The following is a 12,069-nucleotide window of genomic DNA, read 5'->3' as shown; positions in this document are numbered from 1 at the left end:
GCAAAAGATATGTGTGATCAATACCGATTTACAATATTAGGGTGTGGGCCTTCTCCAGGAGTGCCAAGACCTAATGGTGATTGGGGAACATGTGATCCGAATAATCCTAAAAATAAACGCTACAGAAGTTCTTTATTAGTTGAACGTATTAAACCATCAGGGAAAAAAACAACAATCGTTATTGATACGGGGCCGGATTTTCGCTCACAAATGATCGATGCGCGTGTAAGCCATCTTGATGCTGCTCTTTATACGCATTCTCATGCAGACCATATCCACGGTATTGATGATTTACGCAGCTATGCACTTGCACAAAAATGTTTAATAGATATCTATGCCGACAGATTTACACTAGAGCATCTCAAAAGTGCTTTCGGATATTGTTTTCAAACTCCAAAAGATTCATCTTATTCTCCCATTTTAAAAGAGCATCTTATCAATGAAGATAGCCAATTTATTATTCAGGGGCAGGGCGGAGAAATAAGCGTCAATACACATTTACAACACCACGGAAACATTCATTCCTTAGGTTTTCGGATTGGGAATGTTGCCTATTGTACGGATGTTAGTGAATTTCCTGAAAAAACTTTATCCAAATTAATGGATTTGGATGTTCTCATCATTGAAGCTCTTCAATTTAAATCCCATCCGAGTCATTTTTCTGTTGATCAAGCATTACAGTGGATAGAATATTTAAAGCCGAAACAAGCAATACTCACACATATGGATAGAACTCTGGATTACAATAAGGTAATAAATTACGTTCCATCCTATGTAAAACCTGCATATCAAGGTCTTACTTTTGAAACAGATGCATAAGCTTATTATGCGCAATATTTTAAGTTAAATAAAACACTTTTAAATTTATCCTTTATTTTATTTCATTTTTGACATATTTAGTGTTTTTTTATGTTAAAAATGAGGCTTTTATGTATAAGAATTTTAAGCGGGGTGTATGTATTGTGGTTTTAGCGGTTTCCTTGACAGCATGTGGGGGGCGTTTAGAAAAAAATATTGCAACGACAACATTACATGACGGATCAATGAGTTGTGCCGATATTCAACGGGAGTTTTTTGCTAATAAACGTCAGATTAATGATACAATTGCAGAGCGTTCTAAAGCAAGAAATAAAAACGTGGCTTTAGCAGCGGCAAGTGTTGTATTTGTACCTGCTTTGTTTTTTATGGATACTAAATCCAGTGAAAGTAATGAAATTTCGGCTTTAAATAATCGTAATGCTGTTTTAAGTGATCTTGCACGTATGAAACGTTGTAAAATAGTACAGTAATTTTTCTTATTTATCATATGTAATTTCATTTTTTGGTCTTTAAGGAATATACCTTAAAGACCAAAATTTATTTTAAAAGTAAATTGTATGATATAAATATTATGATGATGTTTTAAAGTAGGGTTTTCTTTTTGGATAAAGGATTTATCTTCTGCATCATATTATCGCATAATATATATTATGGAACTTTATGGAAAAGTATAGCTAGCATCAGCGTTTTGAGGAACGAAGCTTTAAAATGAGCTACTTAAGTTAACTAAGATCGAAAATCGAGCCTGTTATTCTGGCTCGAAAATTTCAATTACAATGTTTTTTTATTTTTTACTCTTTTAAAAAAAATAATTACAATTTGTAGTACTATAAAAGCTAAAAACAATATTCCATGAAATAATGGTACAAATGGCTGATAAATAAAATCGGAATAATATATTGTTATTGCTTCAATCAACGCTGCAATACACCACACAATGATACCCCATAGTGAATACATCCAAAGTCCAACTAAGGCAATAGGATAGAGAATAGCCAATATAGCTGATGCAAATTGCCACTGCCAAGGCATAAGATCAAAACGCCATAGAATACCTGGAAAAACCCCAACAAGGCGTATCCAATAACAAATACCTAGAACTAAGCAAATAAATGCCAAAAACCGTAAGTAACAGTTATAGATTAAATTGATTTTTGAAATCTGTTTGTGAGAATTATTTTTCACAATAATAACTCTTGTTCAACAGGTTGGAAGTAAGAATCTACCATTTCATCTGTCACATTTGAAAGTTTATCTGGTTGCCATTGAGGTCTTTTATCCTTATCGATTAACATAGCACGTATACCTTCATAAAAATCATGTGAATGAATCATATGATACGCTATGCGGTTTTCAATTTTCATACAATCTTCCAACGTTTGAGATGAACTTTGTTTCATTTGTTTCCAGATAACTTTTAAACTTGTCGGAGAACGTGACTGCAAAATATCATAACATTCTTTAGCAAATAAAACATCTGCATTGCTTTTTTTATGTAGCAACTCGAGACATTCTTCTAAGGTATGGGCACTAAAACAAGTGTTAATAATACAACGTATTTCATGACTTGTTTCATAATCTTTTGTAATTGCTCGCTCGTTTAAAGCTAAAGTAGGATCTCCTTGCTCAATAACAGCTTTTCTAATCATATCGAATTCAGTTTCAGCAACGGCGTGTGTTGCTAGTCCTAAATTTAAGCAATCTCCCCACTTTATACGTGCACCAGTTAATGCAAGATAGATACCAAAATGATTGGGAAGAGATGGTAAGAAAAAACTTGCACCTACATCTGGGAAAAATCCAATCGCACCTTCTGGCATAGCAAAAACTGTATTTTCTGTAACAATTCGATGCGAGCCATAGAGAGAAATACCTACCCCTCCTCCCATCCAAATACCGTTTAAGAAAGAAATATAGGGCTTTGAAAAATGTTTGATATAAGCATTTAAACTATATTCATTTCTAAAGTATTGACAAGCAGCAGCACTTTTCCCCATATGATAGATTTCTACAACATCTCCACCAGCACAAAAAGCACGCCCTTCCCCTTCAATTAAGACACAAGAAACATTATCATCTGTTTCCCATGTTCTGAGAGCTTTTTTTAAAGCTGAAACCATTCGTTGATTAAGAGCGTTTAATGCTGAAGGACGTGTGAGCTTTATAATACCAGCACGCCCTTCTTTCGTAAAAGAAATATCATCATCTGCTCCAAAATTAATTTGCATCTCACACCCTTCTTAAAACAATTATTTCATTGTTTTTTTATACTTTTTGCCCCAAGTTTAGGAAATATTTGCATGATTGCGCCAATACAATATATATAAATTCCTGTTACCGAAATTCCTATTTTAACCCAATAGGGAGCCTCTAGTTGATAAAAGAAGGCAGAAACACCAAAAAAACACCATAAGAGAAAAATGGGAAAATTAATTCTACGTAAACGAAGGACTCTTACTGGATGAATAAAATAAATTGGCAAAAAAGATATAATCGCCGATAGAACAATAATAATAAAAGTAATCCACTCTCCTGGTCTGACGACAAAAAGCGTAAAAATCATCATATTCCAAACAACAGGAAATCCTTTAAAAAAGTTTTCTTTAGTTTTCATACTAGTATCTGCATAATAAATAGCAGATGAAATAACAATAATTGCACTCAATGAAAATGATAACCCTACCCCCATGAAACCACTTTGATAGAGTGCAAAGGCAGGAATTAAGACATAAGTCACGTAATCAATAATATTATCTAACAGCTCTCCAGACCATGTTGGAAGAACGTATTTAACATCAAGTTTGCGTGCAATTGGTCCATCTATACCATCAACGAGAAGAGCAAGCCCAAGCCAACAGAACATAGCTGTCCATTCTTTTTGAGAGGCTGATATAAGAGAAAGAAACGCTAAAAATGATCCCGAAGCTGTTAGTAAATGAACGGAAAAGGCCTTTGCTTGTGGCATTGTTACTTTTTTATGGCGTAATAATTTAGCATTTGTTTTGATTTTCTTTGTTAATTTACGTTTCAAGGTTTTCTTATCCTCGTTTTTAAAGTCTTCAACCATCTATCAATACGCCATTTTTTAACGATGATATAACTCAGCATTTAAAAAAATCATAAAAAGGTTACTTTTTTATATCGCATTATTTATTACATACTATAATAATAGAAGAGCTTCATATAATAAAAAGAGAGAGATCATTTGGAAATGTTAAAATATTTTCTCAATGAATAAAGGTTCAAATCGTTGTGATATTTGAAAAGGAAGAGTATAAAGATATTGCTGTTATTGGTGCAGGTCCTGTCGGAATGTTAGCCGCGCTGAGTCTTGCACAGAAGGGGCTTTCTGTTTTTCTTGTTGGGCCCCCTGCTCATACAGATGAGTTACGGACAACGGCTCTTATGATGCCCGCGATACGCACGCTTCAAAAACTCAATATTTGGGATAATCTTCAAAAACATGCAGCTGCTTTATCGTCCATGAGAATTATAGATATAACTTCTAGAATTGTGCATGCTCCTACGGTGCATTTTTCTTCTACTGAAATTGGCGAAAAAGCTTTTGGCTATAATATACCTAATGTAAAATTGAACAGTGCTTTAGTCGACGCTGTTACACATACACCCAATATTACAAGATTTGTTTCTGCAGCCAAATCTGTTCATCACACAAAAAACCATGTATGCATTACTCTTGCTGATCATAGAATTATTCAAGCACCACTTGTTGTTGCAGCTGATGGACGTCACTCTCTTACACGTGCCGCAGCAGGGATAAGTGTCAAACAGTGGAATTATCCACAAAAAGCACTTGTTCTCAACTTTTCTCATGAGTTTTCTCATCAAAATACATCAACTGAATTTCATACAGAACACGGTCCATTTACACAGATTCCACTACCAGGACGAAGATCTAGTCTTGTATGGGTTGTTCATCCTTCCCGCGCTGAGGAATTATTAAATATAGAACCAAAAACAATTGCAAAAATGATCGAAAACCAAATGCAATCAATGCTTGGAAAGCTAAGCTTAGAAACATCAATTCAAGCATGGCCGCTTTTCGGACTTCTTTCTCATCATTTTGCTGCTAATCGAACAATTTTAGTGGGTGAAGCCGCTCATGTTTTTCCCCCTATTGGGGCACAGGGATTGAATTTAGGATTCCGTGATGTCCAAACTTTAATTGATATTTTACCCAATAAAATATCCAATTCTAACTCTGAAATGATTGTTGCACATTATAACAAATGCCGCAAACCAGATATATTAATCCGAAGTGGAGCTGTTCATGCGCTGAACTCTGCTCTACTTTCTCATATGTTGCCTGTTCATATCATACGAAGCATTGGGCTTGGTTTGTTGCATAGTTTCCCACCATTACGTAATTTATTTATGCGCGAAGGAATGTATCCCGGTTATGGATTTAAGGAAATTATGCAAATATTTCCAACAAAATCATCAAAACAGCTCTACTAAGCAATAATGGATAATAACGTAAAATAATAAATAATAAATTGCATTTTGCAATCATATCTATTACTGATATAAAAAATATTTTTGTTCTTTATAAGAATTAACAAATTATATTAAAATAATTAATTATATTTATTTGATTTATTTATAATAATAACATGTGTAATTAATATAACTGTAAATTATTTTTTATTAAAAATTATTATATATATTTAGTATGTTGATATGAAATAAGAGAAAACTGAATTATATACTACAAATTAAATTATAAAGATATCTTCTAAATCATAGCTGTTAAATTTAGAACTATAAATAAAATGAAAAATAATACCGTTTTGAAAAAGTTATTTTATAAAATTAATTTTAATAAGAAAATAAATAATAAAAAAACAGTTTTATTTAATCAATATATTTTTAAAAATTTTTATTGTTAAGTATAATATTAAAAATAAAATCATCTTTGGAACCTGTTAGTAACACAGAGGTTAATGAAGTGTTGTTTCAACAAATGGTAACAAGATGACACTAAATAATTTTTTGAAATTAAGTACTTTTTTTATAATGATTGCATGTGTCTCGTTGATAGTCACGACTTCAATAAGTGAAGTTTTTCACCTTCCTTATTGTCAAACCTTTACCTATAGCTCTACTCAAAAGGTCACTAAAATAGGTCAGAACTCATTTACTGCTTCACAAGTTAAAAATTGTCTTATGCAAAATGGTTTTGGGAATATTAAACGATTGCGCTTAGATGACAATGGTATCTGGCGTGCTTTAGTAAAATTTAAAAAGTCCCTTTTTTTCGTATCCGTTGACTATTCAGGAACAGTTAGCATTCAAAATGAAAGAAAAGAATATGATTGATTTAAAAACTTACAGCAACGTTTCTTTTCACAGCTGTAAGAAAAAAAAATTAAAAAAGTGCTACCATTCTATTAAAGAATTTGCTTTCATTGGCGGTTTAAATGGTAGCATATCAGGAGCTATCGCGGCAACTCTTGCAGCTTATGGTTATATTGCTCTTCCAGGATTTGGTCCAGTTATCACAATGGGTATAGGAGTAGCACTTTCTGCCGGAATAATAATAGGAGCACTGATAGGATCAGGAATGGGAGGGAGTGTCGGTATATGCTGTATTTTATTGGGAAATTTATATGAATCATAATAATTTTTTCTCTTATAAATTTCATAATGAATAGAAATTTCTCGTCATTTTTTCTATGAAAAACAATTAAATCATCAACAAATTATATGTTCTTTTTTTGATGAAACGATTATCATATTATAAATGAAATAACATCTAACTTACTAAAATTCCTTATTTAATTTCTTATTATACCTCAAAAAGTAGATTTTTTAAAAGCATCTCTTGAAGAAATGTAAGCGAGATATAATTATCCATCCATAAAAGCTGTATTTTTTATAGATCAAGAAATAAAAGTTATGTTCAGAAATATATATAAACACACTTTAATTTATTTGCTCTTTCTAATAACAGAATATTTCTATGTAAATTATTTTTCTTAAATTTAAATTTAAGACATTTATATAATATATCATTAATATAGATTGTTATTTATAGATATAATATATTAAAGTATAAGATAAAGGTATTTCATGAAAAAAATATTATTATCATTATTGTTTTTTATGGCATTTTTAATTCATAAAAATTCTGCATTAGCACTATCAAAACAAGTAAATATTTATAAATTAGAAGATAACAATTCCAAAAAGGCTATTGGTAGCATTAAAATTGAAGAAAACATACACGGTTTGATTTTCATCCCTAATTTATCTACTTTATCAGAAGGGATACATGGTTTTCATGTACATGTAAATCCTTCATGTGATACAAAAGATGGTATAATTGGTGGAAGCGCAGGTGGACATTATGATCCGGAACATACCGGAAAACATTTAGGACCTTATAATGTCAATGGTCATCTTGGTGATTTACCAGCACTTTATGTTGATAAGCAGGGATATGCCATAATGAGCGTTCTTGCTCCACGATTAAAAAAAATCTCTGAAATTAAAGGGCGCTCTTTAGTCATTCATTTAGGGGCTGATAATCAATCAGATAAACCATTACCGCTTGGCGGAGGTGGTGCACGTTTAGCGTGCGGTATTATTGAAAAATAAAGAGTGTATTGTGGCAGACTGCGACAGTACACACTCCCTTTACCATAAGGTGTGAGAGAAATTTATTTTTTAAATCTATTTCAAGAAATTGAGTAAACTGTGTGAATATTTTATAAAATTAATGTTTTTTTGAATGTTTAGTTCGGATAACAAAAAGCTTAATAATCATCAAAACGAACAGCAATGGAAATTAAAGAAATAGTAGTGTAAATTCTCCGTAAGAAGACTTCAATATGAGGAAGTAATATTTTCCATGCTTGATGTAAAAAAGCAAAAAAGTCGAATTTCACTCTCTATAATAAAAAATTTATAATAAATTATAATCATTAAGTCTAGTATCTAATGGAATCACGCTCAATGCACAAAATATAACAGGCCTAAAACAGAATTTTTACTCTTCCCCTACTCAACCCTACTCATGAGGTACGTGAGAAAAATTTTAATTGATACAATATCAATATAATAAGTCAAACAAAATAATTAGAGTAATTTTTCATCACTCTGAAAAAAGGCTTTTAAATAATAGAGTCTTTTTAAAAATACTCCTCATAGATACATACGATCCCAATCTAGTGGACGCATCTCACCAGTTTGATAAAATTGACGAATGAGCTTAATATAATCAAGAAAATCTTTGTTTTCCTCCACTAATCTATTAGCAGTATCCCAATCAATATCACTACGTTCTTTGGCAGGAATTAAGATTTCACTCTCGGAAGAGTTTTCCTTATTAAGTCTTATAAATCCAATTCCATGCAAACTTGAAAGCATCCGAAGCTCTTTTAATGTATCAACTCCTTCAATTTCACTAGCAACTAAATAACTCAAATTAGCCCATGAAGAATTACTAACTGTTTGAAAAAATGCTTTTCGTAAATTTGAACGATTGATGAGAATTTTTACTTCAAAAGACCAAAGCTTTGTCTTTTTATCAAAATATTGCAAAACACAGTCTTTGATTTCACGATTCCATTCCTTGCTTAAATCTTGCATCCCTACGAGATCTGGATAAAGCCATTTATTTCCGCCTGCACCATGTTTATTACGAGAACATTTCTCATTAATGCGTTTGCTATAAACTGCAAGCTCTGACCATAAAAATTTAGATAATAATGGATAAAGATCATGCTCTTTAACAGAGCCATCTTCTGTTCTACTCTTTGCATTGTCCTCTATTGCATCAATTTCAGCACTATCTGTTTGTTCAGTAAAATAATATTGTCGCGGTCGTCCTTCAGTGGTTTTAATTTCTGAATAACGCTTTTGTAACTGAGGGCGTTTTGCCCCTATTTCAGCAACAATTTGCTGAATAAGAGCTGCATCACTATTAAGGGGAGTGATTATTGCCGTTGAATTCTTTTGTTTTTGACGGCATTTTTCTGGGTAATTTTCAAATATCCATTGAGCAATTTCTCGAGCTGTAAACTTTTTTGTCGGGTTTTTCTTTAAAAAATTAAAAACAGTGTTTGTTAAATTTAAAGTCATATGAAAAACTCCCCCTTTTATCCTCTGGGTATTTCATTATATTCAGGCGTTTTAAATGAAAGAACAATAAACTGTTTAAGTTTTTTAAAAAAAAGAACATTTATCAAATTACTCAATAAAATTAAAATATTTTTTTTAATTTATGACTATAACTCAAAGATCTTTTCACATAACAAAAATAAGATTGTACTTTTATAAAAAAGTGTAAATGTGCTACAAATCCCCATACAAAAGCATAATCTTGTATAACTTTGCTATACATTTTTCCTTTTATTTTAACGTCGTTAGAAAAAAGTTAAAAATAATTATTCAAACATTTGATTGAATCTCACATCCGTCAATTAAAAAAACTTATGTGTTTTATTTTTGAAGCAAAAAGTTATGAGCTCTCAAGTATAGATTCTGAAATGGTAAACTCTGCACACAAACCTTCAAAACTACTATTTGCTTTAATAGCATCATGGGGAATAAGAACATAATACCATTTTTTATCGCCATAAGTCGCCGCATAGCGCGTTGCATGACAACACCATTGAACTGCAGCTTCTCTCTTTTTTAAAACAATAGGATTTTGCATTTCAGAGGCTTTTTTAGGCTCACAAAGATATTTGGCATCCTTCGTTTCTACAACAAAGTCTGGTTCATAGATTGATCCTTTATCATATTCTATCTTGAAAAAACCTCGAGCGGGTTTCATCCATTTCAAGACTTGTGCATCATCCTCTAATATTTGAGCAAATCGTAATTCCCCTTCTACTGAATCAAACTTTTGTAAAGGATAACAGCATTTTCTAAAGCCGCTGAATACAAGTTTTTTAATATCGCTTTTAATGGCAGGAATATTACGAAAGTCAAGAGGAGACGTCCCTTGCGGCAACACATAATGGATAGGTTGTAAAGTTGTAAAACCTCGTGTAACTTTAACCGCATAATCTTTTTGCGTTTCCCATTGATGTTCTCTTAATTGCGCAACAATAAAACTAGTAAGCTTGTGCTGATAGTGAATTAATACGTTCTCAACAGCTGTATCATTGGGTAAATAAGATCGGAAATGTTCTACTATCTGACTAGCTAATTTTCGTAATAAGAGCGTATGGTTATCATAATCGACAAAGTCATTATCAATCAAACCACGAATGATGTAGTTTTCAAGATAAGGCTCTTTGACATATTCATTCTTAGATGTGAGAAAAATGCTTTTATGGGTACGCAATTCTCGAATTAAAAGTTCTTTACTAACAGGTTGAAAATTTAAGTTTTCTAAATTTTCCAAATCAAAATCATAAAAACCATAAGTAACATCACGCGAAGGAATGAGTATAATATTTGGAATATCTATGATCAGTTCTGTTAATTGTTTTGTCAGAATTGTCACCACTTTTGATACAAGAGACTTTTGTGATGAAGGCTTAATATTCATAACTTTATTAGCAATTTTTTCTTGTATCTGTGCAGAACAAAGCATTTGAGAACTTGGCAATTTATCATTCTCTTTGATAAGATCCCACGCGATCGCTGCAATATCTTGCTCTTCAGGTGTTAATGTAGGGGAATCTGTATGACGTAATATGATACCTTGTAAATCAGAAGATGCTCCATTTATATCGGAATTACGTATTACCATCGTTTGCATCAATAAAGCTTCTACTTGACTTGGAACTGTCACTATATCGGTCTTTTCAAAGGGGATATTCCCTCCTGTTCCAATCTCAATATGCTTTTTTATAATTGAGTTTGGATCGTTTGCACGATCAATAATATCTTGAAAACGATCATGCGCAATAATTGTTAAACGATCAATAGCTTCCACGCCTGTTCTATACCCATAAGGCAAACGCAATCCACGCCCAATTGTTTGCTCTGTTAAAATTTCTGAAGCCGATGCACGCAACGGTACAATAGTATAGAGATTCGTAACATCCCACCCCTCCTTTAATTTATTAACGTGAATAACAATTTCTGTTGGGTCATGAGAATCTTCAATTGCAATCAGCTTTTGAATATTTTGATCTTCTTCTATATTCGACTGTTTTGTATGAATCTCTATAACTTTTCCCTTATAAGCTCCTGCAAAAAAATCATCTGATTCCAATAAATCACGCAATTTCTGTGCATGATTTGTATCTTGAGCGACAACTAAAATAAAAGGCTTAACGAACTTTTTGTTATAATCTTTTGCATAGACAATTAAATCTGCTTTCACGTTTTCATGGGCATGAATTGCATCTTGTAATTTGATATGTTCTAATTGTTCAGATGTATAATTTTGAGGTTGAAAATCTTTACGTGTAGCAACAGCAGGCTCTTTTACAAAACCATCTCTCATAGCCTCTGCAAGTGAATAACTATAGACAACATTTTTAAAATCTACGGGTTTTGCACCTATTGTTTTTGGTGTCGCTGTAAGCTCTATTCCTAAAACAGGTTTTAACTCATTAATTGCTGCCGCACCAGCAGAAGCTCGATAACGATGTGCTTCATCCATTAACAAAACTAAATCAGGAAGATTTGCGAGATAATCAAAATAACTTTCACCAATCGTTTCTTGTAAGCGTTTAATTCGCGGAATACTAGATTTTAGTGCGCCTTTTTTATTATCCGTTGTATTAATTTTAGAAATATTAAAAATATTGATAAAGGCCGTATCTCTATTCTCAAACAAACGCTTTTGTCCTTGAATATGGTGTTCATCAACGCGAATACCTTTACCACTTTCATAATCTTCACCTGTAATAATAACGGGTCTATTGGCAATAAATTCACTCATTCCACTGAAAACATACTTCGGACTTTGGGGACTAAAATCCTGTTTTAACTTTTCATAAATAGTCAAATTTGGCGCTAAAACAAAAAAATGGCGACTACGACCTGTTAAATAAAGATAGCTGATAAAAGCCCCCATAAGTCGCGTTTTCCCAACACCCGTTGCTAAGGCAAAACAAAAAGAGGGAAAGTTTCGTTCAAAATCTTGTACAGAAGGATAAAGATTTTTTATCACTTCTAACTCTGCAACCAAATCAGCATTTTTAGAAAGCTCTATATTTTCTAAGATTTTTACCAAAATATTTAAAGATTCACGTTGAGGATCACGCAACGATAAGCGAGCAGAAATCCTTTTTTCAACAGTGTTCATGAAAAACTCCG

General features: G+C 32.3%; 11 protein-coding genes. 6 read left to right on the top strand and 5 right to left on the bottom strand.

Annotated features, from left to right (window positions below; genetic code table 11):
* The first annotated feature begins 9 nt into the window (after window positions 1–9).
* Both ACFINW_RS04520 and ACFINW_RS04515 read left to right on the top strand, forming a co-directional pair.
* A complete protein-coding gene (locus ACFINW_RS04520; protein ID WP_375640792.1) occupies window positions 10–819 on the top strand; it encodes an MBL fold metallo-hydrolase in 810 nt (269 codons plus the stop codon).
* A 110-nt stretch (window positions 820–929) separates the two neighbouring features.
* Window positions 930–1,289 (top strand): hypothetical protein, encoded by a 360-nt coding sequence (locus tag ACFINW_RS04515; RefSeq protein WP_273791051.1) that lies wholly within the window; start codon window positions 930–932, stop codon window positions 1,287–1,289.
* Window positions 1,290–1,590: 301 nt separating this feature from the next.
* Here the strand turns inward: ACFINW_RS04515 and ACFINW_RS04510 are convergent, their stop codons facing one another.
* Genes ACFINW_RS04510 through pcsA form a run of 3 tightly spaced genes read right to left on the bottom strand, consistent with a single transcriptional unit; the run spans window position 1,591 to window position 3,886 of the window.
* Window positions 1,591–2,004: a DUF6163 family protein gene (locus tag ACFINW_RS04510; RefSeq protein ID WP_375613429.1), complete on the bottom strand. Its 414-nt coding sequence runs from the start codon at window positions 2,002–2,004 to the stop codon at window positions 1,591–1,593.
* Window positions 2,001–3,047 carry an enoyl-CoA hydratase/isomerase family protein gene (locus ACFINW_RS04505; RefSeq protein WP_375640787.1) on the bottom strand — a complete coding sequence of 349 codons (1,047 nt, stop codon included), beginning with the start codon at window positions 3,045–3,047 and terminating at the stop codon, window positions 2,001–2,003. The genes ACFINW_RS04510 and ACFINW_RS04505 overlap by 4 nt, the downstream gene beginning before the upstream one ends.
* Window positions 3,048–3,073: 26 nt before the next feature.
* Window positions 3,074–3,886: a phosphatidylcholine synthase gene (gene pcsA / locus ACFINW_RS04500; RefSeq protein ID WP_375621252.1), complete on the bottom strand. Its 813-nt coding sequence runs from the start codon at window positions 3,884–3,886 to the stop codon at window positions 3,074–3,076.
* A gap of 185 nt (window positions 3,887–4,071) precedes the next feature.
* Here pcsA and ACFINW_RS04495 point away from each other — a divergent pair, with 185 nt between their 5' ends.
* The 4 genes from ACFINW_RS04495 to sodC all read left to right on the top strand — a co-directional run bounded on the left by ACFINW_RS04495 (window position 4,072) and on the right by sodC (window position 7,440).
* Window positions 4,072–5,298, top strand: a complete 1,227-nt coding sequence (locus ACFINW_RS04495) for a UbiH/UbiF family hydroxylase (protein ID WP_375629829.1) — start codon at window positions 4,072–4,074, stop codon at window positions 5,296–5,298.
* Window positions 5,299–5,814: 516 nt separating this feature from the next.
* Window positions 5,815–6,159, top strand: a complete 345-nt coding sequence (locus tag ACFINW_RS04490; protein WP_375621250.1) for a hypothetical protein — start codon at window positions 5,815–5,817, stop codon at window positions 6,157–6,159.
* The gene (locus ACFINW_RS04485; RefSeq protein WP_375673835.1) at window positions 6,137–6,460 is read left to right on the top strand and encodes a hypothetical protein; all 324 of its coding nucleotides are present in this window, start codon (window positions 6,137–6,139) and stop codon (window positions 6,458–6,460) included. The genes ACFINW_RS04490 and ACFINW_RS04485 overlap by 23 nt, the downstream gene beginning before the upstream one ends.
* A gap of 452 nt (window positions 6,461–6,912) precedes the next feature.
* Window positions 6,913–7,440, top strand: coding sequence for a superoxide dismutase [Cu-Zn] SodC (sodC, locus tag ACFINW_RS04480; RefSeq protein WP_375621248.1), 528 nt, complete (start codon window positions 6,913–6,915; stop codon window positions 7,438–7,440).
* 546 nt (window positions 7,441–7,986) lie between these two features.
* Here the strand turns inward: sodC and ACFINW_RS04475 are convergent.
* Window positions 7,987–8,925 (bottom strand): COG2958 family protein, encoded by a 939-nt coding sequence (locus tag ACFINW_RS04475; protein WP_375628106.1) that lies wholly within the window; start codon window positions 8,923–8,925, stop codon window positions 7,987–7,989.
* A 379-nt stretch (window positions 8,926–9,304) separates the two neighbouring features.
* Complete coding sequence (locus ACFINW_RS04470) at window positions 9,305–12,058, bottom strand: DEAD/DEAH box helicase (RefSeq protein ID WP_375621247.1); 2,754 nt, start codon at window positions 12,056–12,058, stop codon at window positions 9,305–9,307.
* Window positions 12,059–12,069: the final 11 nt, after the last annotated feature.

Source organism: Bartonella sp. AA18HLJMS, assembly GCF_042197245.1.
Classification (GTDB): Bacteria; Pseudomonadota; Alphaproteobacteria; order Rhizobiales; family Rhizobiaceae; genus Bartonella.
The sequence above is the reverse complement of the archived record's forward strand: the minus strand, read 5'-3'. Positions and strand labels throughout refer to the sequence as shown.

Coding starts and splice junctions, on each gene's coding strand:
- ACFINW_RS04485 (WP_375673835.1), top strand. CDS start 6,137: ATGAAAGAAAAGAATATGATTGATTTAAAAACTTACAGCAACGTTTCT.
- ACFINW_RS04505 (WP_375640787.1), bottom strand. CDS start 3,047: ATGCAAATTAATTTTGGAGCAGATGATGATATTTCTTTTACGAAAGAA.
- ACFINW_RS04475 (WP_375628106.1), bottom strand. CDS start 8,925: ATGACTTTAAATTTAACAAACACTGTTTTTAATTTTTTAAAGAAAAAC.
- pcsA (WP_375621252.1), bottom strand. CDS start 3,886: ATGGTTGAAGACTTTAAAAACGAGGATAAGAAAACCTTGAAACGTAAA.
- ACFINW_RS04520 (WP_375640792.1), top strand. CDS start 10: ATGTGTGATCAATACCGATTTACAATATTAGGGTGTGGGCCTTCTCCA.
- ACFINW_RS04490 (WP_375621250.1), top strand. CDS start 5,815: ATGACACTAAATAATTTTTTGAAATTAAGTACTTTTTTTATAATGATT.
- ACFINW_RS04470 (WP_375621247.1), bottom strand. CDS start 12,058: ATGAACACTGTTGAAAAAAGGATTTCTGCTCGCTTATCGTTGCGTGAT.
- ACFINW_RS04515 (WP_273791051.1), top strand. CDS start 930: ATGTATAAGAATTTTAAGCGGGGTGTATGTATTGTGGTTTTAGCGGTT.
- sodC (WP_375621248.1), top strand. CDS start 6,913: ATGAAAAAAATATTATTATCATTATTGTTTTTTATGGCATTTTTAATT.